21 protein-coding genes and 1 tRNA gene are annotated in these 23,067 nt (G+C 41.5%); 9 read left to right on the plus strand and 13 right to left on the minus strand.

What is annotated here, in order from left to right:
* Window position 1: 1 nt before the first annotated feature.
* Window positions 2-1,099 (minus strand): succinyl-diaminopimelate desuccinylase, encoded by a 1,098-nt coding sequence (dapE, locus tag RBR61_RS04590; RefSeq protein ID WP_320342388.1) that lies wholly within the window; start codon window positions 1,097-1,099, stop codon window positions 2-4.
* A gap of 174 nt (window positions 1,100-1,273) precedes the next feature.
* Here dapE and RBR61_RS04595 point away from each other — a divergent pair, with 174 nt between their 5' ends.
* The gene (locus RBR61_RS04595; RefSeq protein ID WP_320342389.1) at window positions 1,274-1,699 is read left to right on the plus strand and encodes a hypothetical protein; all 426 of its coding nucleotides are present in this window, start codon (window positions 1,274-1,276) and stop codon (window positions 1,697-1,699) included.
* Window position 1,700: 1 nt separating this feature from the next.
* Here the strand turns inward: RBR61_RS04595 and RBR61_RS04600 are convergent, their stop codons facing one another.
* The 10 genes from RBR61_RS04600 to RBR61_RS04645 all read right to left on the minus strand — a co-directional run bounded on the left by RBR61_RS04600 (window position 1,701) and on the right by RBR61_RS04645 (window position 13,880).
* A complete protein-coding gene (locus RBR61_RS04600) occupies window positions 1,701-4,733 on the minus strand; it encodes a DNA mismatch repair protein (RefSeq protein ID WP_320342390.1) in 3,033 nt (1,010 codons plus the stop codon).
* Between the two features lie 82 nt (window positions 4,734-4,815).
* Complete coding sequence (locus RBR61_RS04605; protein ID WP_320342391.1) at window positions 4,816-5,064, minus strand: hypothetical protein; 249 nt, start codon at window positions 5,062-5,064, stop codon at window positions 4,816-4,818.
* A 136-nt stretch (window positions 5,065-5,200) separates the two neighbouring features.
* A tRNA-Ser gene (locus tag RBR61_RS04610) sits at window positions 5,201-5,290 on the minus strand.
* Between the two features lie 42 nt (window positions 5,291-5,332).
* Window positions 5,333-6,016: an orotidine-5'-phosphate decarboxylase gene (pyrF, locus tag RBR61_RS04615; RefSeq protein ID WP_320342392.1), complete on the minus strand. Its 684-nt coding sequence runs from the start codon at window positions 6,014-6,016 to the stop codon at window positions 5,333-5,335.
* 101 nt (window positions 6,017-6,117) lie between these two features.
* A complete protein-coding gene (gene acs / locus RBR61_RS04620; RefSeq protein ID WP_320342394.1) occupies window positions 6,118-8,076 on the minus strand; it encodes an acetate--CoA ligase in 1,959 nt (652 codons plus the stop codon).
* A complete protein-coding gene (locus tag RBR61_RS04625; protein WP_320342396.1) occupies window positions 8,073-8,693 on the minus strand; it encodes a 3'-5' exonuclease in 621 nt (206 codons plus the stop codon). Before RBR61_RS04625 ends, acs begins: the two co-directional genes overlap by 4 nt.
* Before the next feature lie 2 nt (window positions 8,694-8,695).
* Window positions 8,696-10,510 (minus strand): putative nucleotidyltransferase substrate binding domain-containing protein, encoded by a 1,815-nt coding sequence (locus RBR61_RS04630; protein WP_320342399.1) that lies wholly within the window; start codon window positions 10,508-10,510, stop codon window positions 8,696-8,698.
* Window positions 10,511-10,546: 36 nt separating this feature from the next.
* Window positions 10,547-12,205 (minus strand): cation acetate symporter, encoded by a 1,659-nt coding sequence (locus RBR61_RS04635; protein ID WP_320342401.1) that lies wholly within the window; start codon window positions 12,203-12,205, stop codon window positions 10,547-10,549.
* Window positions 12,206-12,520, minus strand: coding sequence for a DUF485 domain-containing protein (locus RBR61_RS04640; protein ID WP_320342402.1), 315 nt, complete (start codon window positions 12,518-12,520; stop codon window positions 12,206-12,208). It lies immediately after the preceding gene.
* 10 nt (window positions 12,521-12,530) lie between these two features.
* Window positions 12,531-13,880: an OprD family outer membrane porin gene (locus RBR61_RS04645; protein ID WP_320342403.1), complete on the minus strand. Its 1,350-nt coding sequence runs from the start codon at window positions 13,878-13,880 to the stop codon at window positions 12,531-12,533.
* 252 nt (window positions 13,881-14,132) lie between these two features.
* Between RBR61_RS04645 and RBR61_RS04650 the strand changes: the two genes are divergently transcribed.
* Complete coding sequence (locus tag RBR61_RS04650; protein WP_320342404.1) at window positions 14,133-14,999, plus strand: hypothetical protein; 867 nt, start codon at window positions 14,133-14,135, stop codon at window positions 14,997-14,999.
* A 21-nt stretch (window positions 15,000-15,020) separates the two neighbouring features.
* Here the strand turns inward: RBR61_RS04650 and RBR61_RS04655 are convergent, their stop codons facing one another.
* The gene (locus RBR61_RS04655) at window positions 15,021-15,677 is read right to left on the minus strand and encodes a response regulator transcription factor (protein ID WP_320342405.1); all 657 of its coding nucleotides are present in this window, start codon (window positions 15,675-15,677) and stop codon (window positions 15,021-15,023) included.
* Window positions 15,677-16,894, minus strand: coding sequence for a HAMP domain-containing sensor histidine kinase (locus RBR61_RS04660; protein ID WP_320342406.1), 1,218 nt, complete (start codon window positions 16,892-16,894; stop codon window positions 15,677-15,679). The genes RBR61_RS04655 and RBR61_RS04660 overlap by 1 nt, the downstream gene beginning before the upstream one ends.
* 93 nt (window positions 16,895-16,987) lie before the next feature.
* On the opposite strand from RBR61_RS04660, the gene RBR61_RS04665 reads away from it, so the two are divergent.
* The 7 genes from RBR61_RS04665 (at window position 16,988) to mreC (ending at window position 23,039) form a co-directional block, all read left to right on the plus strand.
* Window positions 16,988-17,491: a peptidylprolyl isomerase gene (locus RBR61_RS04665; protein WP_320342407.1), complete on the plus strand. Its 504-nt coding sequence runs from the start codon at window positions 16,988-16,990 to the stop codon at window positions 17,489-17,491.
* Between the two features lie 15 nt (window positions 17,492-17,506).
* Window positions 17,507-18,589, plus strand: coding sequence for an epoxyqueuosine reductase QueH (locus RBR61_RS04670; protein WP_320342408.1), 1,083 nt, complete (start codon window positions 17,507-17,509; stop codon window positions 18,587-18,589).
* Window positions 18,590-18,643: 54 nt separating this feature from the next.
* Window positions 18,644-19,090 carry a 3-hydroxyacyl-ACP dehydratase FabZ gene (fabZ, locus tag RBR61_RS04675; protein ID WP_320342517.1) on the plus strand — a complete coding sequence of 149 codons (447 nt, stop codon included), beginning with the start codon at window positions 18,644-18,646 and terminating at the stop codon, window positions 19,088-19,090.
* 14 nt (window positions 19,091-19,104) lie between these two features.
* Complete coding sequence (gene lpxA / locus RBR61_RS04680; RefSeq protein ID WP_320342409.1) at window positions 19,105-19,896, plus strand: acyl-ACP--UDP-N-acetylglucosamine O-acyltransferase; 792 nt, start codon at window positions 19,105-19,107, stop codon at window positions 19,894-19,896.
* A 103-nt stretch (window positions 19,897-19,999) separates the two neighbouring features.
* A complete protein-coding gene (clpX, locus tag RBR61_RS04685; protein WP_320342410.1) occupies window positions 20,000-21,238 on the plus strand; it encodes an ATP-dependent Clp protease ATP-binding subunit ClpX in 1,239 nt (412 codons plus the stop codon).
* Between the two features lie 9 nt (window positions 21,239-21,247).
* Window positions 21,248-22,285 carry a rod shape-determining protein gene (locus tag RBR61_RS04690; protein ID WP_320342411.1) on the plus strand — a complete coding sequence of 346 codons (1,038 nt, stop codon included), beginning with the start codon at window positions 21,248-21,250 and terminating at the stop codon, window positions 22,283-22,285.
* Complete coding sequence (gene mreC / locus RBR61_RS04695) at window positions 22,278-23,039, plus strand: rod shape-determining protein MreC (RefSeq protein ID WP_320342413.1); 762 nt, start codon at window positions 22,278-22,280, stop codon at window positions 23,037-23,039. Before RBR61_RS04690 ends, mreC begins: the two co-directional genes overlap by 8 nt.
* The last annotated feature ends 28 nt before the right edge of the window (window positions 23,040-23,067 follow it).

The raw sequence follows: 23,067 nt of genomic DNA on the forward strand, positions 1-23,067 counted from the left end.
CTTACTCCCACGTATCTATTAGATTTTTAAAGACTTCATAAAGAGACTCGACCTCTTTTGCGGTCGTTCTCTCATTTACAGCGTGAATTGTATCATTTATTACGCCAAACTCCACAACGTCAATGCCCATCGGAGCCATATGCCTTGCATCCGAAGTTCCGCCTGCGGTGGAGTGTTTCGGTCTTATACGTGTTACTTTCTCTATCGCACTGTCTATATTTCTGACAAGCTTTGTCTCCGTATCTGTTTTAAAGGGGTATGAGCCTTGAGTGAGTTTTAGCTCATAATCCAAACCGTCAAGGTTTTTAGCGACAAACTCTCTCACCTCTTTTTGAGATGTAAGAGTAGTGTTTCTGACGTTAAACATCAATTTAAGCTCATTCGGGGTTACGTTTGTCACCTGCATACCCGCACGTATGTCTGTAATAACAAATTTGCTCGGTGCAAAGAACTCATCTCCGCCGTCAATATCCACTCCCGCCATGTTTGATAGCCTCGGAGCAATAAGGTCTATCGGGTTTACAGATTTCTCAGGATAGGCAGCATGCCCCTGCTTGCCCTTTATAGTTATATAACCGTTTATTGAGCCTCTGCGTCCGACTTTTATGGCGTCGCCAAACTCTCTCTCACACGTAGGCTCTGCCACGACTGCGGCATCCGGAAGCATGGAGCTCTCTTTTAGGTATTTTAAAACCTCTATAGTTCCGTAAGTCCCCTCGCCCTCTTCATCAGATGTTAAAATCGCAGAGAGGGTTCCTTTAAAATCTTTTGTCTCTTTTAGGGCTTGAACAAATGCAGCAACGCCGCTTTTCATATCCTGTGTGCCGCGGCCGTAGATATAACCGTCCTTTTCCACGGCTTCATAAGGGTTTGTATCCCAGCCGCTCCCCGCAGGAACTACATCCACATGCCCAGCAAAACAGAGATGTTCCCCCTCTGAGAATTTTTTATAAATAAAGAGGTTTTTAACACCCTCGACATCTACACGCACAGCCTTAAAATCGTCTAAATAGCTCTCAATAAAATCCAAAAGCCCGCCGTCATCAGGTGTTTCACTCTTTTGCTCTATCATGTATTTAAAAAGTTCTAATGTTTTCATATATTGCCTAATCTTTTTAACTGATCGCGAATTATACTATATATTCTTTTTGTTATTATTTTTCACACTTTGTTGATTATAACAGCTTCTAAATCAAAAAGCTGTTACTAATAGTTTTTAATGAAGCTCTTTTATGCTAATATATTGACAAAATTATTTGAGGATCTATTCGTTATGCTAGCAGAAATTAAAGAGAACCGTCAAAACTACGTTGAAAAGATTATAGACAATTTAGATGAATACTCCTACAGAAGCAAGAGATATCACATAAATTTTGCAGTTGCCATTGTCTACTGTACTAAAAATATCGATCTTAGAGAGATAATAGACATTAAAAGAAAAACTGACAAGTATATATCTTTAGATAAAAATCTCTCTTGTGTTGTTTTTGACTGCATTGATTCCGAATCTTCGCAAAGAGCTGCTTTAAATCTGCAAAATCAGGTTGAAGAGAGTTGTCTCAACGAGGATCTCTATATGGAAGTAATTACATCTATAGAGTACGAGAGCGCTTCAAAAATGACAAACTATCTCTTTGATACGCTCGAAGAGTTTCTTTATAATATCGAAGTAGAGAACAAACTGTCTGCCATAAGCTGATCTAATCCCAATCATCCAAGGCGAATCCTTTTGGATTTGTCTCCCCTTTTTTCTCGTTTATCTCGGGTTCAATATCTTTTTGCTCACTTTTTTGGCGCAGCTGCTCCTCATACTTCAACTCTAAGCCGTTGCTTGTCATAACAAACCCATCTACCCTTATTTTACCCTCATGTATCGCTTTATGGTGCTCTTTGCACAGCGGAACAAGATTATGCTTGGAGTCCTTGTGAAAGTGATCAATAAAACCTTTGGCATCTGCTAATGACTTATGGTTTATATGATGCACATCCTCGGCCATTGCACCGCAGATAATACATTTGGTCACATAGAGCTCTTTGTTGTATTTGCTTGTTTTTTTCTTTACAAGAAGCTCTAGCTCATCAAAGTCATTTGCAAGTCTTTTTCTGATCCTGTTTGCAGTATCCAAAAACTCACTGTCCATGTGAAGAGACTTTGCAAACTCCAGCCCGTATATACTGCTTCCGCTTCCTGCTTGAAGGACTCTGTTAAATATAAGCTTATCTGCCATCTCATCATACTCAACGCTAAGATGCAGGTCTACGACATTTTTAAGCGCTCTTATCTCCTGCATGGTCGAGAGCTGATGAAGATGCGTAGCAAAGAGAAACACAGATCGCAGAGATGAAAGCTTTATGATGGCGCTTGAGACTATGGCAACGCCAGATAGCGTCTCTGTTCCATGACTTATCTCATCTCCAAGGATCAGTGAGCGCACGGTTGCACGGTTAAATATGTTTTTAAGCTCCAGCATCTCAACTGCAAAAGTAGAGAGTCCTTTTGCAAGGTTGTCTCTTGATACGATCCTTGTAAATAGTGAATCAAAAAGGGAGAACTTCATAACCGAGGCACTTACAAAAAAACCGGCTTGAGCCATGAGCGTCGCAAGTCCGATACTTTTCATAAGCGAAGATTTTCCGCTTGAGTTTATGCCGTAGAGCAAGACCCCGTTGATCTGATGTCCGTCATGCAGTGAAGAGTCGAGCATAACGGTAGTAGGATGAGGAAGGTCCATGTATGAACGCTCTCCCATGACTATGTCATTTGGAACATAGATACCGCAGTTTTGCTGGATCTCTATAAGCGGATGGCGAAGCTGCATTATCTGCATAAAATTCTCATCTGCCTCAACATCTACTATCATAGGTCTTGAGTGTTTGTACATCTCGGCGACCTTGGATGAGCTCACACCGACATCCAGATCCGCTACATAGTTTATCACTCTGTCAAAAAGAAGAGAGTATCTCCTCTCATAAACCCCTTGAAGCTGAACAAACCTCTCTTTTGCAAGAGTGATTATCTTGCGGCGGTTTTTCATAATGGTGTCTGATATCTCATCGGTAAAGCTAGATGTTATCTTTACGTTGTTTGTCAGTTTTTTAACCGCAAAATCTTTAAAATCCTCAGATCTTTTAAACTCACTCTCTATCATCGAAAATCTGTTTTTGCTAAGAGAGATATAGTACCCCTCTTTCTCCAAAAAGCCTAAAGTGACCAGCTTGGAGCCACTAAGCGCATTTGCGCCCTCAAGCATAAGTTCGATCTTTGCCACAATATCTTCAAATGCACTGTAAAAAGTCCTGTTCTCTTTTACCAAAGTGTCTATCGCCTCATCGACGCCGCTCATCAAAAAGTTTTCATCAACCGTTGCATTCGTAAAACGGCGGGAGACATCAAGATCTATGCTCTTTGTGATCTCTCTTAAGAACTCATCGACCTCGCTCTCATGAAAGGGAATCTTTTGTATCTTATGTTTTTTTGCATATCTTATCAGCTCTTTTACACTCAGCATAGAGTCATAGATATGGTTCATCTCAAAGGGGTGCAGTTTACCAAGATCAAGTCTGCGCGAGAGCCTCTCAAGATCATAAACTCCGCGCATTATCTCATCAAGATACCTTGTGTGGGATGAGACCTTCTCTATGAGGTCGTATCTTCTCTCAAGCTCCTCCCTCTCCATAATAGGGTTTAAGAGTCTCTCTTTTAAAAGTCTGCGCCCTATTGCCGTCGCACTCTTATCAAGCATCTTTAGAAGCGTGAACTCTTTTTTGTCTCTTGATATAACGCCCATCTGTTCAAGCGCGCTGTTGCCAAGATACATAAAACGGCGGTTGTCTATAATTTTAGGGTAGTCCAGTTTCTGGATAATGTGTATGTCATGTTCGATCACAAAGTCAATGAGTATGGCAAGCGACTCGGTAATCATAGGGCTTCTCTCAAGATCCAGATGCTCTATGGCAGAGAGGAGCGATTGTATCTGATACACTTCTTTAAAGAGCTTGTTTTGAAACTCTATCTTTTGTCTTTTGTTGTTAACGCTGTAGTTGTAGTGTTCCGGGATCTCAAGATAGTGTATGACGTGACGCTGGTCATCAACTCCGTCCAAAAATGTCACAACGACCTCTGAGGTGCGGTAGGTGTTTAGCAGATTAAAAAGCTCGTCCAGCGCATAAGAGGGGTCTTCACTTGTTCCGTGACTCTCATAAAGCCACGTTTTTCCTGTAGTTACGTCGATCGCGCTGTAGCCTACGGTGTAGATGCCTTTATGCTTGTCAACTAGTATTGATACTATATAGTTGTCGTCATTGTCGATGATGTAGTCAAAATTTGTTCCAGGAGATACGATCTGCGATACATAGCGGCTTATCTTTGGAGGGTTCCCCTTCTGCTTTATAACCACTACCGTATACTTCTGCTCCGAAATAAGACGGCTTAAGTATCTCTCAAAAGAGACGGCGGGAACTCCTGCCAAGAGAGGATTTTTGTCGCTGTTTTCTATGATGTTCTTATTTTTTTTGGTCAGCTGAATATTTAAGAGTTCGGCGATCTCTTTTGCTTTTCCGACCTGCTCTTCATCGTTGTTTATCTCATAGACTTCAAAGAAGGTCCCTATCTCCATAAAAACAACGGTATCTTGCCCGTATTTATCCTCAAAGTGCCTCTGCAGATCAAAATATACTTGAGTAAGAAGCTTCTCTTTGTTGTTTAAAATAGAGTTTATCTCGGATGCAAACATAAATCACTTTTGTCTTTTTTTAGTAGAGGGGATTATATCACAAAGAGTATTTATCATTATGGACGGAAATTGATCTCTTTTACTATTTTAGATCATATGTATCAGCAGGAAAAACGCAAAATATATCAGTGGTCGCCCTTGCTTTGTTATAGCTTACCTTGTACTCTATATCTGCTTTTGAGCAAAATGACTGGATCTTTTGCAAAGTATCAGGATCACTTGAACTTAGTCTTAAAATGGCATCCCCTTTATAGCCTATTTTACACTCCAGTCCTGAAATGTCCAGCTCGATTGCATACTTTATAAGCATCTTCATATCTTTTACAAACATAACGCACCCTAAAATTTTTATTTTTTATAAAATTAATAATAGTTTATAAATATAACAAGAACATAACTATTCTCATAAGTATAGCTTATTTTCACAAATTTTATTGATTTTTATAGATGGAGTTGGATATTTTTGGTGGTGGATAGGGAGGGATTTGAACCCTCGGTACAGTTACCCGTACGCATCCTTAGCAGGGATGTGGTTTCAGCCGCTCACCCACCTATCCGTTAGAGGGTGCAATTATAGTCACATATAGATAATATATAACTTAAAATTGCTTCAATATTTTTCTAACCACCTCTGAAGGGGTATCAGACTTATATATCGGGCGTCCTACAACTATAAAATCTACATCTGCACTCTTTGCATACGCAACATCTGCTACTCTTTGCTGATCTCCGGCATCCTCTCCAAACGGGCGTATCCCCGGTGTGAGAGTCATAAAATCTTTGTTTGTGATATTTTTTATAGACAGACTCTCATAGGCGGAGCAGACTACTCCGTCAAGTCCGCTCTCATACGCATCCTTTGCAAATTGGTCTGCTTTTTTTGAGATCGAGGCGTCATAAACCTGGGCGAACTCCTCTTCGCTAAAAGATGTAAGAGCCGTTACTGCCAAAACGATCGGACGATCTTCGTACTTCTCAAGCCTGCTCATAACCTCTTGCATCGCTCTTTTTCCGGCACTTGCATGAACATTAAACATATCAACGCCAAGCCCCATAATAGACTCTGCGGCATCTGCCATAGTATTTGGAATATCATAGAGCTTCAGATCCAAAAATATCTTGAAATCAGGATTTATCTTTTTAATCTCTTTTAAAAACTCTTCTCCGTCGCGAATATATGATCGAAGTCCGACTTTTAGCCAGATATCGTACTCTTTGATCTTATGAATTAAGTCTAGATTTTCTTCTTTTGTGGGTAAGTCAAGTGCTACGCAAAGTTGCATAAGTTCTCTTTTAAATTGATATTTAGATGAAATTGTACCATTTTTATTTTGGTGAATCTATTTGAAGAAGGCTGTAGAGTAGAAAGTTCTACTCTACAGTTTTAGAGTTTGCAAGATTGAACTGCAGTAATGATAGTACCAACTATTGATGGGTCCTCAAGAGTAGAGGTATCTTGAGTGATCTCTTCGCCTTTTGCGATTGAGCGCAAAATACGTCTCATAATTTTACCTGAGCGTGTCTTTGGCAAGCCCGGAACAAAGACGACATCATCACAAAGAGCGATATTTCCTATCTCTTTTTGGATAACTTTGTTGATAGCTTTTACCTCTTCTACCTCATCCGCTATACCGCTGTCTGATTTTAGTACGATATACGCGAAGATACCTTCGCCTTTTATCTCATGCGGCTTACCGACAACTGCGACATCCGCTACGTTTGGATGCTTCTTGATAGCTGCTTCTACCTCTGCAGTACCCATTCTGTGACCGCTTACATTGATGACGTCATCAGTTCTGCCTGTGATAGTGATGTAACCCTCTTCATCGTACATAGCGCCATCGCCTGTAAAGTAAACAGGCTTGCCCTCTTTTTTAACATCACCGAAGTATGATTTTACAAATCTCTCATTATCTCCCCAGATATTTCTTATCATAGACGGCCATGGACGTGTCACACACATAAATCCTTTCTCGCCAACCTCTGCTTTTGCTCCATTCTCGTCTAGTATCTCAGCTATGATACCGGGAAGAGGGAATGTTGCGCACGCAGGTTTGATAGGTGTCGCACCAGGCAGAGGAGATACGATATGCCCGCCTGTTTCAGTCTGCCAGTAAGTATCAACGATCGCACATTTGCCGCCGCCGATAGCTTCATAGTACCATTTCCATGCCGGCGGATCGATCGGCTCTCCAACTGTTCCCAGAACTTTTAGGCTTGAGAGGTCATACTTTGATGGTTCATGCTCACCCGTTTTGTGCAGAACTCTAATAGCTGTAGGTGCCGTATAGAATTGGTTAACCTTATATTCTTCAACCATTTTCCACGGACGTCCTGCATCAGGATATGTCGGAACTCCCTCGAACATAATGGTCGTCGCGCCCATTGCTAGCGGTCCGTAAACTATATATGTATGTCCTGTGATCCAGCCTACATCGGCCGTACACCAGTAAGTGTCGTTCTCTTTTACATCAAAAACCCACTCCATAGTCATTTGCGCCCACAGGATATAACCTGCCTGATTGTGCTGTACACCTTTTGGTTTGCCCGTACTTCCTGATGTATAGAGAAGGAAAAGAGGGTCTTCAGCGTCCATCACCTCAGGCTCACAAGTAACCTCTTGATGCTTGATAAGCTCATTGTAAGAGTAGTCACGCCCTGCAACCCATGTGATATCCTCACCATTTCTCTCAACAACTAAAACTTTTTTCACCGGTGTTTCACCCTCAAGCGCTGTATCAACAACAGGCTTTAGCATATATGGCTTATCTTTTCTGTAGGCACCATCTGCAGTAATAACCACTTTTGCCTCTGCATCAACAATTCTATCACGTAGTGCTTCAGCCGAGAAACCACCAAAAACGATAGAGTGAATAGCCCCGATACGAGCACATGCAAGCATCGCGTAAGCAGCTTCAGGAATCATCGGCATGTAGATGACGACACGATCGCCTTTTTGTACGCCAAACTCATTTTTAAGCAGGTTTGCAAAACGGTTTACATTATAGTAAAGTTCCAAATATGTGATGATCTGCTTATCGCCTCTGTCACCCTCGAAAATTATCGCAGCTTTATTTTTTCTGCTCTTTAAGTGTCTATCTATACACTGAGAAGAAACATTTAGTTTTCCGCCCTCAAACCACTTAACAAACGGGTAGTTGCTCTCATCAAGCACTGTATGAAAAGGCTCTATCCACTCTAACTTCTCTTTTGCAAATCTGCCCCAAAAGCCCTCATAATCTCTTATTGCTTCATCCTGCAATGCCTGATATTCACACATATTTTTTATTCTTGCTTCTTTGGCAAACTCTGGGTTTGGTTTAAAAACTTCTCTATTCATCATTTACTTCCTTTTGTTAATTTTAAATATATCATAGCCGTCATAATAGCGTCATTGACGGCATTGTGTGCTCCCATGTTCGGGATATTGCAATTCTTAAGTATTGTATCAAACCGTAAATCAATATTTCCTTGAGGAATCAAAGAAATTGATTTGTCAAAGTATATTTCAGATACCTCGATCATCCTATTTGGAAGTGTTATGCCAAGCATATCTTTTGTGTATTTATTTATCATGCCAACATCAAACTCCAGATAATATCCTATAAGCGGTCTTGAACCAATAAATTTTAAAAACTCTACAATGCCCTCCTTTGTTGTTTTTGCGTCTTTTAGGTCAAACGGGCGGATCCTGTGGATCTTTATGCTGTTTGAACTTATCTCTTTTGAGTTTTTTAAAAAAACCTCAAAGGTCTGTGACGTCAATATCTTGTTATCTTTTATCTTGACCGCACCAATCGAGAGAATCTCATCCTCTTTTATATCAAGCCCGGTGGTCTCCGTATCTATTACCACATACTCTCCGCTTCTGTCCTCTTCAAACAGAAACTCAAAGCTCCTGTCTTTTAGTTTTGAGCGATTTGCTTTTGCTTTTAGCTTTGAGATAAAAGAGGAGAGCATCGTTACGAGACCATATTAAGATGAAAATGAAAGCTCATAAATTTTTTAAACTTATTTATGATCTTAAAACTGTCTTTGAGCAGGTCCCTCTCGATCTTCTCCAAGTTCTTAGGGTTGATATAGTTGCTCTCCTCGATGTTTTTTGCCTCCAGCATCGCCTTTAGACGGATGGAACTTAGAGTGTCAAAACTCTCTATTAGCTCTGTTGCAAATGTTTTGTCTATGACCCCTATGTTGTTGAGCTCTTTGATCCTCTCTATAGTGTTCGTCTCGTCGATAGCATGCTTTAGACTTAGAGTTCTAATGCCGTGAACCAGGGCAAAGATGCCCCCTTTTTTTAGATCAAGCCTGTTATTGTGCTCTTTTTCTATTACAAATCCGGAAAATATGGAGAGCGGCGTCTCAAAATTTAGTATTGCTTTTGCGATGTGCGCCAAAACATCATCTCTTGCATAGAAGTTGTGATGAAGATGAGAACGCAGCTCTTTAAGCAGCGCACAATCTCCGGCTACACACTTTGAGTCAAAAAATATGCTCAAGTTCTGAACGCTCTCATCGCTCATATCATAGGTCCATTTATCTATTAGCGACTTGTAGGAGCTTACATCTCTTCTCCAAAACTCGTTGCTTACCATCACATCTCCGCTGCACTTCGGAAACCCAAGTTCAAGAAGATTTCTGTTTAGCTCCATCATCGGCTCTCTGTAGAGCTCGACATCTACGCCGTCTCTGATAACAAGAGCGTTATCCTGATCGCTTTTTACGGTCTGCTCTTCCCTGCCTTCGCTCCCCATAAGAATAAGCGCGCAATCTTTTTGCAGCTCTTTGTCTACGCACATCTCAAAGAGTTTTTTATATATCTTCTCATTTAGAGATGAGAGGAGTTTTGTGATGTATCTTACCTTAACCCCTTTTGTCCTAAGCGAGACTATAAGATTTTTAAAATCTCCTCCGAGGGCTTTTAGGTCATCCAGATTTTGCGCTTTGTCTATCTGAACCGCTATAAGATGCGAGTGGTTAGCAAAGTAGCTAAGCAGATCAAGCTGCTCCAAAACTCCGACTATCTCATCGCCCTCTATGACCACGACTCTCTTTATCTCATTTTGCGTCATCAGCAAAAGCGCGTTAAACAAAAAGTCGCTCTTCTCTATAGTGATGAGATTAGGCGTAGCGATCTTGCCGATCTCATCTTCGATGGAGATTCCTTCAAGCAAGACTCTCTCTCTTAGATTGGTATCGGTAACGATGCCAAGAGCATCTTTCGATCTTACTATTATGACATTTGTCTTTAACTCTTTTTGTTTCTTCAGTGAGTTTAAAACTGTCTCTTTTTCATCCACTATACATGCTTTGTGCAGAAAAATATCTGAGACCCGAGATATCAAAAACGGCGTCAGTTCGCTTTGGGTCGCGTAGTTTTTAAGATGCTGATGACGAGTGATGAAGTCTTTTAAGAAGTAGCCTTGAACGCTTTTGTCCTGCATAAGGTCTATAAAGTCCTCTTTTTTTATCTCGTAGCAGATAAGGTCCTCTTCTACTATGAAATCTCCGTTTGCCTTCTCATAGATGAGCGCATCTGCATCAAAACTGTCACCGGCATTAAAAAGTGTATGTATCTCACCGTCTATTATCTCTTTTACCGAGCCTTTTATGATGATATAAAAAGCTACGGATGGGAGATTTTTTGAGATGAGAAGAGTCTCTTTTGGGTAGTAGGCTATGTCGATCTTTTTCATAAGATTGTCCATAGTTATAGGGTTTAAAAGCTCAAAAGGGTGGATGGACTCTATAAGCTTTCTCTGATCAAGTATACTCATAAATCAAATCCTCCCTCTCTATTTTTCACTCTCATTTTAGTGCTCAGCCGCACCCTCTGCACCGATACCTGTCTGCGAGCGAATAAACTGCGCTTCAAACTTCTCTTTCTCATCTTTGGCACTCTGCGAACTATCTGTTACAGAGAAGAAGTAAGTCGCTATAAATGCCACAGTCATAGAGAAAAGTGCCGGATATTTATACGGGAATATCGCCTCTGCATTTCCAAGTACATCCACCCAAACAGCAGGCCCGAGTATAAGCAGTACTACTGCAGTTGCAAGTCCTATGCTTCCGCCGATAACCGCACCGCGAGTTGTTAAACCTCTCCAGTACATTGAAAGGAATAGGATCGGGAAGTTCGCAGATGCCGCAATAGCAAACGCAAGACCTACAACAAACGCGATATTTTGGCTCTCAAATGCAATTCCCAGTAAAATCGCAACGATTCCAAGAGCAACTGTCGCTATTTTTGAGACCTTCATCTCGGTAATCGAATCAACCTGCCCTTTTTTAATAACTGAAGAGTAAAGGTCATGGCTGATCGCCGAAGCACCTGCGAGTGTAAGACCTGAAACTACCGCCAAGATGGTAGCAAACGCAACCGCCGAGATAAAGCCTAGGAAGAAGTCGCCGCCTACCGCGTGGCTTAAGTGAATAGCCGCCATGTTGTTGCCACCAAGGATTGGAGAACCGCCGCTAATAGCCTGTTTTGCAAGGTCTAAGTACTCCGGCTTGCCAAGAACCATAACGATAGCACCAAAACCGATGATGAAAGTCAGGATATAGAAGTAACCGATAAATCCTGTCGCATAGAAAACTGATTTTCTCGCCTCTTTTGCATCGCTTACCGTAAAAAATCTCATAAGAATATGAGGCAGTCCGGCAACACCGAAGATTAGTGCGACCGCAAGTGATATGGCCGAGATCGGGTCGCTTACAAGTTTACCCGGAGCCATGATAGAGACATCTTTAAGCTCGACCGCATGCGCAAAAAGCTCCCCGAAGTTGAAGTTGTAGTGCGCCATAACAGCGATTGACATAAACGTAGCACCCGAGAGAAGCAAGAAAGCTTTGATAATCTGTACCCAAGTTGTTGCTAGCATACCGCCGAACGTTACGTAAAGTATCATCAAAATACCGACGATGAAAACCGCCACTTCATAGTTGAGACCAAAAAGAAGCTGAATAAGTTTTCCTGAGCCGACCATCTGAGCTATAAGGTAAAGAATAACGGTCGTAATAGAACCAAACGCCGCAAGTATACGAACAGGAGTTTGGCGCAATCTATACGAAGCAACGTCTGCAAATGTATATTTTCCCAAGTTACGAAGAGGCTCCGCTATCATAAAGAGGATCACAGGCCAGCCGACCAAGAACCCTATCGAGTAGATAAGCCCGTCATATCCGCTTGCATAAACAAGTCCAGATATACCGAGAAAAGATGCCGCTGACATATAGTCACCCGCTATAGCCATACCGTTTTGAAAACCTGTAATTCCACCGCCCGCCGTGTAGAAATCTTTTGCGCTCTTTGTACGTTTTGCTGCCCAGTAAGTGATACCTAAAGTAGCACCAACAAAGATAAGAAACATAACTATGGCAGAGACATTAAGCTCTTTTGGCGCCGTTGCGGCACCAGAAGCAAATACTGCGATAGAGCCGAGGATTAAAAATAAAAATACTCTATTTATCATCTACATTCCCTTCACTTTCTCTTTGATTTTATTGTTTAAGTCATCAAACTCGCCGTTTGCTCTTTTAGTATAAATGCCCGTAATTATAAAGGCAAAGAAGATAACTCCCATACCCACGGGAATCCCTACCGTCGTTACAGAACCCTTGAAAAGCGGAGTTCCTAAAACCTCTGGAAAATAGGCTATCATCATAATAAATCCAAAATAAACCACAAGCATGATAATAGAGAGCATCACTGAAAATGATGTTCTTTTTGCCACCAACTCTTTATAATTCGGGTCATTCTTGACCACTTCTACTATATCTTTATGCATCTAATTCTCCTTAAAAATTATAGTTTACTATAAATCTATACTCATTCCAACCTGTTTTTCCGCTTGCAGATTCGGCATAAGCTCTCGGAAAGTTTCCGCGTAGGCGAAGTTGCAGGTTTTTAACAACTTTAGGGTTGTAGATGGCATCAAATCCCGCTTCACTCGCCGTTCTCTCTACACCGTATCCGCTGTTTGCATCCATATCAAACTCAGTATAGTATGCAACTGTCGTAAGATTAGCACCCATATCTTTGAAATTGTATGATGCCGCCACTTTTGCCGCTTCCGTTCCCGCTATAAACATATGGCGTGTCACCATCCCCTGCGTATATGCCGGCATACCGCCCCATGGAGTAACTATAGCATTTGCCAAACCGCCATCTGCAAGTTCCGCCGCACTATTTTCTCCTATTTTAGAGTATGCGAACGAAAGATCAAAATTCTCTACCTTAAAACCGAATTTTGCTGCGACGTATGTACTGTCTATCTCTCCTGCAAACTCATCGCCTACAGAGTCCTCTTTGATGATCTGCACATCTGCGTAAGGCTTAAGCGCATCCGTTACAAGACATTTCCATGAGTAGTTTGCTTCACCGTAGATAATGTTCATAATGTCGTGCGCATAGTAGTCCCAAAGCTGCAGTTTAAGATTTTCGATGCCTGTATAGACAACAGATGCCATGGTTATGCCGTCTGTTTTTTCATCAAACGCGTAGGTCCCTACATTTGTAAAACTTCCGACATGATTTTTACTGTCATCATAAGAGTAACCTGACGTTACAGACAAAAGCGCATTTGGAGCATCAGCTGCAGCATTATAACTTCTACCAAAAGTTCCCTGCGCAAATTTTGTCACATGACCGAGTGTCAATGTCGTGTTTGCGATATCTTTGTTTGTAAGCACATACGCCTCAAAGAGATTTGGGATCATTCTCGCATCATCATCGCCGAGCATCGGAGTGACAAGCTTTTGACGTCCGCCTTTGAATGTAGTGTTTTTGTACTTGTACTGCAAATAAGCCTCGCCGAGGATCGAGTATCCATCATCATCTTTGCCAAAAAGTGTAGGGTCTACAGTGTTGCGTGAATCTATCTCATGCGTTGTGTAAAATGCCGCACCCAAACTTAGTCCGTTTAAAGAGGCTGTTTCATATTTGAGATGCCCGCCTATAGCAGTTGAACCTCTGTGCGTTTTATTTCCCGCACTACCCTGATACTCTCTATCTATATAGAACATACGAACCTGACCGCTTGCTTTTCCTTCGCTAAACATCGAGTTTAGATCTTCTGCCGCGCCAAGAGCAGTAGTAGATGCGACAAATCCTATTGCCGCGATACTAAGCGCTATCTCCTTTTTCATACTTCTCCCTTTATATTAAACAACATAATCCTAAAATAGAAAAATAGCATGAACGTAGCATTAGCATTAATTATTAAAGTTTGAATTTTTAGTTCTGCAAAGTGTGTAAAACAGTAACTCTTTTCTATTTTTAATTTAGCTTAAGAAAAACTCTTCTGCATCAAACAGAAAAAAACTCTAATATATTTACACTATAATGGTTTTTTGGCGAGAATCTGTAATGAGATCTTAATATTTAATGAAAGGTTCAAGATGAAAGAAGTTATCAATATATATAGAAAACAAAAAATCAATGTAGACTCTTTTGTCAAAAGACTTATAGACAGTCTGCCAAAGGACTACATGACAGAAGCACAAAGCATACTAAAACAGTACCGCTATATTCAGCTTATGTACGGCGTAAACTCCGAGTACAGACAGATAACTCCTATTATGTGCAAAAAAGGAGCTGACTCTTCACATATAAATAGTGACAAAAGCCACTACTTTATGAAGCTTCATCTGGATGAGAACGGAATCTATATCTCAAATCCATATATCCATTACAAAACAGGTAAAGCAAGTATTTCGGTAGTTCATTTTGTGGATTCCACATACTTTATTTTCGATATAGATCTAATTCTTCTTTTGGAGGAGCTAAAGTTCATTGAGTACAACAGCTTTCATGATAAAGTAAAACGCGTTATATACTTTTTTGGTTCCACTGCATTGGCACTGGTCTCTGTAGCTCTAATCGCTTATGGCGTGTTTGTCTTTTTTATTCTTATGTCATCTTTGCAAGCATCAGATTTTTTACACGACATATTTAGATCGATCATATCAATAACGCTTGGATTGGCGATCTACGACCTTGCAAAACAGATATTTGAGCATGAAGTTATGTACCAGTCATTTCATAAATCCGAAGATAAGCAGTATAAGGTACTTGGAAAATTTCTTATCTCGATAATTATAGCCCTCTCCATAGAGACCCTGATGGTGGTGTTTAAGATCGCACTTGAAGACCTCTCAAATATGATCTCGGCTTTTTATCTGCTCATAGGTACAACTATTATGTTTGTGGGGCTTGGCTATTTTTATAAGACCATTCAAGAAGCAACCCCAAAAGAGGATGAGTAGAGAGATAAACCGCGCGGATTATTACGGCTTATCTATCATATACCCCATCCCGCGGACGTTGATTATGAAGTCCTCTTTGAGATTTTTTTTGAGGCGGTTTATCTCGGCGCGGATGGTGGCGTTGTCGACTATCTGCTCGCTCCAGACGTAGTTTTGAAACTGTTCAAAATCAACTATGCGCCCTCTGTTTCTTGAGAGAAGGTCTATGATCTGGGACTGCCTTTTAGTGAGTATCTGCGTCTCTTGATTAAAGAGAAGCGTTGAGTGTTCCTGGTCGTAGCTGTAGTTTTTTGAGAGTCTCAGGTGCACTCTTGGCGTTGTATCGAGTATCTTTACCCTCTCTACCCTAAGGGAAAGTTCCTTAAGGTGAAACGGCTTTTTTAGGTAGTCGTTGCATCCCAGATCATAAGCACGCGAAATGTCCTCTATGTCAACCAGAGCGCTTATATATATAGCAGGTACATGAATCTTCATATCATGTATCTTCTCCAAGAAGCTCAGACCGTCAAGTCCGGGAACCGTGATGTCCAGGATAAGCAGGTCGTAGGCGTTCTCTTTTATGGCTTCCAGTGCTTTTAGTCCGTCAAAAAAACTCTCTATGTGATGGCCTTCACTCTCAAGATATTCGCATATTGACTCACTCAGCATCACCTCATCTTCCAAAAGCAGTATCTTCATCAATCTCCCATCGCTTTAAACCTATAGCTAAAAATGGTCTTTTCATTGTCTGAACTTACTCTCACCTCAACGCCCTCTTCATCGCAGATGCTCTTAACTAGTCTAAGACCAAGCCCAAAGCCCTCTTTTTGCTTCTCTTCTCTGTAGTAGGCTTCAAAAACTTTTCTTGTGTCCTCTATGATCTTTGACCTGCTGCTTACCAAAAACTCTATAAAAGGACCTGTCTTTATAAGTTTTACATCTACATCCTCACCCGGAAGCGTATATTTTATGGCATTTGTCAAAGTGTTGTCTACAACTCGCTGAAGCTTGGTCTCGTTAAAGTATATATGCAGCTCCGCATCCTGGTTGCTGTAATTAAATCTTATTCTTGAAAACTCTGCAACCTCTCTAAAAAAATCTATTCTGCTGCTTAAAAAGTTGTTGAGATTTACGACCGTTTTTTTATACTCTATATGATCTTTTTTAACCAGATAGCTCAGATCGTCGTAGATACTGAAAATATTCTTTGCGGCAGCCTCTATTTTTGAGAGGTCCCTGTCTTTTGGATGTTTCATAAGGTAGAGCTCAATGCTTGTAAGTATCACGCTAAGCGGCGTGTTCGTCTCATGAACGGTATAGCGCAAAAACTCCTTTTGCGCCTTTAGAAGCTCCTGCGAAAAGGACTTCTGCTCCTCAAGGTTCTTGTTTATCTCCAAAAGCGCCGCCGTTTTCTTCTTTACCCTCTCTTCAAGTCCAAGGTTGAGCTCTTTTAGGCTTTTTTTCTGCTCATTTATCTTGCTTACCATCTCATTTGCATAACCGACCATCTCTTTGAAGTCCTGAAAAAATATGGCATCGGGGTTTATCGCCTCTTCATGGTCGACCGCTTTTTTAAAAAAGTTCAAGAAGGTCTGTGTATCTCTTTGTAAAAACTTGTTAAAGATATTGTTTATGCCAAGGAATATCGCAAAAATTATAAAAGAGAGAGTGACGACTGCAAGAGCGGTTCTCACCAGAAGAGACTTTAACTTTTTTTTGTTCTCTTCTATCAGCTCGGGATTTAAAAGCTTCTCGTTGTTTATAAGCGAACTGCTCTGTAGGGCTCTCTCATAATCTTGGTACATCTCATCGACAAAAAGAGCGACAAAAACCATACTCAGCAGAAATATCACTATGATGGTAAAAATATCCGCCTGTTTTATGGTCATATTTTGAAATAGTGATCTGATTTTCATATCTAGGATTATACACTCATTTATTTTTTAATAGAACTCTTATTTAAAATATTTCACTATAATTACGAAAATTTTTATAACAAAAGGCAAAAAATGTTTGGCAGAAAATTAAGAAGATACGAGTTAAGCGATGAAGAGGTAAACAAGCTACAGTGGGCAAAGATATCGACAAACAAAGGCGATATCTGGATAAAGCTGCTTCCTGATGAAGCTCCAAACACGGTTGCAAACTTTGCGCATCTTGCAGAGTCGGGCTTTTACAACGGTCTTAATTTTCACCGTGTGATCCCGGGCTTTATGGCTCAGGGTGGATGTCCTCACGGAACAGGAACAGGCGGACCTGACTGGGTGATCCCTTGCGAGACCAAAACAAATGTAACCAAGCACAGAAGAGGAGCACTCTCTATGGCTCATGCAGGACCGAACACTGGCGGAAGCCAATTTTTCATCACTTTTGTAGCTACTCCTCACCTTGACGGCGTTCATACTGTTTTTGGCGCTATCGAAGAGAATGATGCAGAGAGTTTTGCGACTCTTGACTCTATTAAAGGTCAGGACACGATAGAGTCTGTTGAAATTTTCCAAACTCGCCAGTAAGACATTTAAAACTAAATGTTAGTACACATCTGCTGCAGCGTAGACTCCCACTTTTTTCTACAAAAGCTGCAGCATGACTACCCTCATGAGAAGCTCACTGGCTTCTTCTACGACCCAAACATCCATCCATACTCAGAGTATAAACTTCGACTTCTTGACGTACAGCGCTCATGTAAAATGCTCGGCATCGAACTGCTTGAGGGAGAGTATGATTTTGAGAACTGGGTAGAAGCGGTAAGAGGGCTCGAGAGAGAGCCGGAAAAAGGCAAAAGATGCGAGGTCTGCTTTGACAAACGCTTTGAAGTGAGTGCAAAAAAAGCGCTTGAACTTGGCGAAAAAAGCTTCACGACAACACTTCTTGTAAGTCCTCTCAAATCGCAAGAGCAACTTACGCGCAGCGGCGAAGAGTTCTTTAAAAAGCATGGAGTAGAGTTTATATCGTTTGATTACCGCGCAGATGGAGGAACGCAGGAGCAGAGCCGTGTGACGAAAGAGGAGCAGCTCTACCGTCAAGACTACTGCGGCTGCATCTACGGGCTAACCATGCAGCGCGAACAGCAGGAACGTCTTATGGATGAGATGTTCTCCCCAATTTCCAATCAAATTCTACCCGCTTCCATAGAGGAGAGGCTTGAGCTATACTCTCGCCGAAATGAGCTTGAAGAGAAAAACATCGCCTACAAGATCATAAGAGAGAAGTTTTTAAACTACCGCCTCTTTAGCCTAAAAGTCATATCGGGTAAAACGGAGGTCATTGACGCTCATGCACTCTTCTACTCAACTCTTCCAAGAAAAAAAGCTCAGGGCAGAGTTGACTTTTTGCATAATAACGTCGGTTACTTTAACCGTGAAGAGATAAAGTTTGTAACCCTAAAGCACTTTAACTCAGAGTGCGGCTTAAACTACAAAAGCACAAAAGAGCTCATCTTCAATCCTCCGAGTTTTGAAAAAGAGCTAAAATTCAGAGATGTTTTAACAGACACAAACCACAACCTAAGCCCGATAATTATTATGGATGAAATACCCCAGACAAAGCTGAGCGTGGAGCTTGATGCCAAAACTTATGAGGACACCAGAGAAAAACTAATGATTCTATAATATTTTTTTTGGTAGAATAACCGAATTTATTAAACTACAAAGGTTTTACTGATGATTATGGATGTTGTGGAAATTCAAAAAATTATACCTCACCGTTACCCCTTTTTACTTTTAGACAGAGTCACCGAGATTAAAGAAAATGAGTCTCTTATAGGGTTTAAAAATGTAACTATCGGCGATAACGTATTTCAAGGTCACTTTCCCGGACATCCTATATATCCGGGCGTTATGATCTTAGAAGGGATGGCGCAAGCAGGCGGTATCTTGGCATTTAAGAGCATGGGCACAATGACGGAAGAGGAAGCGGCAAACAAAGTGGTCTACTTTATGAGCATCGACAAAGCAAAATTCCGCAACCCCGTAAAACCGGGTGACAGACTTGAGTACCGCATAAGCGTTATAAAAAACAAAGGCCAGATCTGGGTACTTGACGGCAAAGCTTATGTTGATGATGTTTTAGTATCGGAAGCTGAACTAAAAGCTATGATCGTCGATAAGTAAGAAAAGGCAAATAATTGAATAAAATCTCCCCCTTGGCAATCATTGAAGATGGTGCGGTTATAGGCGACAACGTTGAGATAGGGCCATACTGCTTCATCTCATCAGCCACTACCATCGGCGACGGCACGAAGATAGAACAGAGCAGCTCTATCTACGGAAAAACGACTATCGGCAAGAACAACCATATCTTCTCACATGCTGTCATAGGTTCTGTTCCCCAAGACCTTAAATTTGCCGGCGAAGATGTCGAGCTTATTATCGGCGACAACAATAAGATCAGAGAGTTCACCCTTTTTAATCCGGGTACAAAGGGCGGCGGCGCAAAGACGATCATAGGCTCTCACAACCTGTTTATGGGATATGTGCATATAGGTCATGACGTGATCATCGGCAACCACTGCATCCTTGCAAATGCCGCTACGCTAGCGGGACACGTAGAGATGGGCGACTATGCCGTTATTGGCGGGATGACGCCGATTCACCAGTTTGTACATATCGGAGACTACGCAATGGTAGCTGGTGCGTCTGCTCTGGCTCAAGACGTACCTCCTTTTTGTATGGCGGAGGGAAATCGTGCGACACTTAGAGGTCTGAACCTTACGGGGCTTAGAAGACATCTGGAGCGTGAAGATATAGATGAACTAAAGTCCGCATACAGAGATCTTTTTGAGGCAGGAAAACCGCTAAAAGATGTCGCGAACGAACTTCTTGAAAAAAGTAAGAACCACCATGTTCAAGCTCTTTGCAACTTTATTCTAAAGACAAAGCGTGGAATACCATACGAAAGAAAGAAAAACGATGACTAAAAAAGCACAAGTGCTTTGGGCTCTCTGCCGAAGAGAACCAAGTGTTAACGTAGGTAGCGGAATTACTCCGGATACCGTAATAAACTAATGAGAGGAAAAATTTATGATTCATAGAGCCTGTAGCTTTTGCGGCACCCAGGAGAGCGATGAAAATCCTCTTATTGCCGGAAACGGCGTATATATATGTAAAAACTGTGTAGTCTCTGCCTACAAGATAATGTTCGGAGATGAAAGTGCATCATCAAAGAGCGAAGAGCTTGTCGATGCAGTCACAAAACTGATGACTCCAAAAGAGCTAAACGAATTTCTCGGAGAGTATATCATTGGGCAGGAGCGTGCCAGAAAACTTCTTAGTGTAGCTGTTTACAACCACTACAAAAGAATTTTTAAAAATCAAGATGTTAAAGACGACGATACAGAGATATCAAAATCCAATATTCTTCTAATAGGACCTACGGGAAGCGGAAAAACGCTTATGGCTCAAACAATTGCCAGAGTGCTTAATGTCCCTATTGCTATAGCGGACGCTACAAGCCTCACTGAAGCCGGTTACGTCGGTGAAGATGTTGAGAACATTCTTACAAAACTGCTTCAAGCGGCTGACGGCGACGTTGAAAAAGCGCAAAGAGGGATAGTATTTATTGATGAGATCGACAAGATATCCCGCATGAGCGAAAACCGCTCTATTACCCGTGACGTATCCGGTGAAGGGGTGCAACAGGCACTTCTTAAGATCATCGAGGGAGCGGTAGTCAATATCCCGCCAAAGGGAGGCAGAAAGCACCCTAATCAAGAGTTTATTGCAGTTGATACGACGGGTATTCTTTTTATCTGCGGTGGTGCATTTGACGGTCTTGACGAGATACTAAAGAAGAAGCAGGGCGAGAACGTTCTTGGTTTCGGTCATGAAAAGAAGAGCAAAAACGAACAGAAACTTAGCTACGATATGGTCGAGCCAGATGATTTGGTAAACTACGGTCTTATTCCTGAGCTTGTAGGCCGTCTCCCGATCATAGCTTCTTTAAACGAGATAACCGAAGATGATATGGTACGCATTTTAACAGAACCGAAGAACTCGATTATAAAGCAGTACAAAAAACTCTTCTCAATAGACAATGTTGAGCTTAACTTTGAAGAGGATGCGCTAAGAGCCATCGCAAAAAAATCTATAAAAAGAAAAACCGGTGCTCGCGGACTTCGCGCAATTTTAGAAGAGAATATGATAGATATCATGTATGAACTTCCTGAATACAGCGGTTATGAAGTTCTAATAACAAAAGCGGTGATAGACGACGGGGAAGCTCCGGTCTACATAAAAAAACACTCTAAACAAATAGCATAAGGCAGAATAATGATACTTAACAAATTAGTTGGACTATTTTCAAATGATCTTTCCATAGATTTGGGAACTGCAAACACGATCGTAATAGCAAAAGGCAGAGGCATTATAATAAACGAACCTTCCGTTGTTGCCGTAAAAACTGAGAAGTACGGAAGACAAAGAGTTCTAGCCGTAGGTCAAGAAGCAAAAGAGATGGTCGGTAAGACTCCGGGCAACATTAAAGCGATCCGTCCTATGAGAGACGGTGTCATCGCGGACTTTGACATTACAGAGAAGATGATTAGAAAGTTCATTGAAAAAGCGCATGGAAGAAGCTCTCTTATCAGTCCTAGGGTCATTATCTGCGTACCGTACGGTCTGACTCAGGTTGAACGCAAAGCCGTACGCGAATCTGCTCTTAGCGCAGGTGCGAGAGAGGTTTACCTTATAGAAGAGCCTATGGCAGCGGCAATCGGAGCTGGAATTGAGATTCGTGAACCTCAAGGAAACCTTGTTGTTGATATCGGAGGCGGAACGACCGAGATCGGTGTTGTCTCTCTTGGAGGTCTGGTTCTTTCAAAATCTATCCGTACAGCAGGGGACAAGATAGACCAAGCAATTGTGAACTTTATCAGAAAAAAATACAACCTTCTTATAGGCGAGAGAGTTGCCGAAGAGATCAAGATCGCAATAGGAACAGCTGTTCAGTTAGATGAAGAGCTTAAGATGGTAATCACAGGTAGAGACCAGGTAGAGGGGCTTTTAAGCTCAGTGGAGCTGACAAGCGAAGATGCAAGAGAAGCTATGAGAGACCCTTTAAAAGAGATAGGTGAAGCTCTACGTGACGTACTGGAGCAGATGCCTCCTGATCTAGCGGGTGATATAGTAAACCACGGTATCATACTGACAGGCGGAGGCGCACTTATACGTCAGCTTGACAAGTTCTTGGCAGATATAGTAAAGATCCCTGTTTATGTTGCAGACGAGCCGCTTCTGGCAGTTGCCCGAGGAACAGGACGTGCACTTGAAGAGATAGACCTGCTGCAAGAACTATTTGAAAATGAATAAGGGTCTACTCGGCTTTTTTCTAATGTTCACCGCACTCCTTGTGGGTGCGCTATACTATACCAACATTATTCAAGCGCCATTTATTTCGGCACTTAACAATATAAAAGCAAACTACCACTCATCTACAGAGTTTATGCAAGAGTTGATAGATAAACACTTTTTTCAGGCCAGACATATAGAAGAGCTAAACGAAAAGCTTAAGAAATATGAGAACAGCCATCTGGTATTGCAGCAGCTCTCCTCTGAGGTAAACGACTTCTTTACAGAGAACAACTCGACACTTAAAGTAGACCCGAGAGTTGAACTTACAAGAACCCTCTCCTACCAGAAATTCGGCGATCTAAACAGAGTATGGCTTGAAGTGGACGACTATAACGCATCCCGTGTTTACGGACTTGTATACCAAGATCTTGTTGCAGGGATCGTTATCTCACAAGAGGGAAGAGCACTCGGGCTTTTAAATAGAGATATAAAGAGCTCCTACGCAGTTTATATAGGTGAAGAGCGAGCTCCCGGCATAGCTCACGGAAACAGTGCTGAACATCTTGTAGTAAAATTCATACCGGCGTGGCATCATATAAAAATAGGCGATGAGGTAATAACTTCGGGTCTAGATGAGATATTTTTCAAGGGGCTAAAAGTCGGAAGAGTTCTTTCGGTAACATCATCCCAAGGGTATCAAAATGCCGTTATTGAGCCATACTATAAAGCTAACGATCCAAACTATTTCCACATAATAAAAAAGATAAAATAAACTCATCAAATATTAAGTGCTTTTTACC

The sequence above is a fragment of the Sulfurimonas sp. genome (assembly GCF_034005705.1).
In the GTDB taxonomy this organism is placed as follows: domain Bacteria; phylum Campylobacterota; class Campylobacteria; order Campylobacterales; family Sulfurimonadaceae; genus Sulfurimonas.

Excerpts from the sequence above, each read along its gene's own strand:
- RBR61_RS04630 (WP_320342399.1), bottom strand. The coding sequence starts at position 10,510 with ATGAGTATACTTGATCAGAGAAAGCTTATAGAGTCCATCCACCCTTTT.
- RBR61_RS04605 (WP_320342391.1), bottom strand. The coding sequence starts at position 5,064 with ATGTTTGTAAAAGATATGAAGATGCTTATAAAGTATGCAATCGAGCTG.
- RBR61_RS04690 (WP_320342411.1), top strand. The coding sequence starts at position 21,248 with ATGATACTTAACAAATTAGTTGGACTATTTTCAAATGATCTTTCCATA.
- RBR61_RS04645 (WP_320342403.1), bottom strand. The coding sequence starts at position 13,880 with ATGAAAAAGGAGATAGCGCTTAGTATCGCGGCAATAGGATTTGTCGCA.
- acs (WP_320342394.1), bottom strand. The coding sequence starts at position 8,076 with ATGATGAATAGAGAAGTTTTTAAACCAAACCCAGAGTTTGCCAAAGAA.
- RBR61_RS04660 (WP_320342406.1), bottom strand. The coding sequence starts at position 16,894 with ATGAAAATCAGATCACTATTTCAAAATATGACCATAAAACAGGCGGAT.
- RBR61_RS04640 (WP_320342402.1), bottom strand. The coding sequence starts at position 12,520 with ATGCATAAAGATATAGTAGAAGTGGTCAAGAATGACCCGAATTATAAA.
- pyrF (WP_320342392.1), bottom strand. The coding sequence starts at position 6,016 with ATGCAACTTTGCGTAGCACTTGACTTACCCACAAAAGAAGAAAATCTA.
- RBR61_RS04625 (WP_320342396.1), bottom strand. The coding sequence starts at position 8,693 with ATGCTCTCCTCTTTTATCTCAAAGCTAAAAGCAAAAGCAAATCGCTCA.
- RBR61_RS04635 (WP_320342401.1), bottom strand. The coding sequence starts at position 12,205 with ATGATAAATAGAGTATTTTTATTTTTAATCCTCGGCTCTATCGCAGTA.
- mreC (WP_320342413.1), top strand. The coding sequence starts at position 22,278 with ATGAATAAGGGTCTACTCGGCTTTTTTCTAATGTTCACCGCACTCCTT.
- RBR61_RS04670 (WP_320342408.1), top strand. The coding sequence starts at position 17,507 with ATGTTAGTACACATCTGCTGCAGCGTAGACTCCCACTTTTTTCTACAA.
- RBR61_RS04600 (WP_320342390.1), bottom strand. The coding sequence starts at position 4,733 with ATGTTTGCATCCGAGATAAACTCTATTTTAAACAACAAAGAGAAGCTT.
- clpX (WP_320342410.1), top strand. The coding sequence starts at position 20,000 with ATGATTCATAGAGCCTGTAGCTTTTGCGGCACCCAGGAGAGCGATGAA.
- RBR61_RS04665 (WP_320342407.1), top strand. The coding sequence starts at position 16,988 with ATGTTTGGCAGAAAATTAAGAAGATACGAGTTAAGCGATGAAGAGGTA.
- RBR61_RS04595 (WP_320342389.1), top strand. The coding sequence starts at position 1,274 with ATGCTAGCAGAAATTAAAGAGAACCGTCAAAACTACGTTGAAAAGATT.
- RBR61_RS04655 (WP_320342405.1), bottom strand. The coding sequence starts at position 15,677 with ATGAAGATACTGCTTTTGGAAGATGAGGTGATGCTGAGTGAGTCAATA.
- RBR61_RS04650 (WP_320342404.1), top strand. The coding sequence starts at position 14,133 with ATGAAAGAAGTTATCAATATATATAGAAAACAAAAAATCAATGTAGAC.
- dapE (WP_320342388.1), bottom strand. The coding sequence starts at position 1,099 with ATGAAAACATTAGAACTTTTTAAATACATGATAGAGCAAAAGAGTGAA.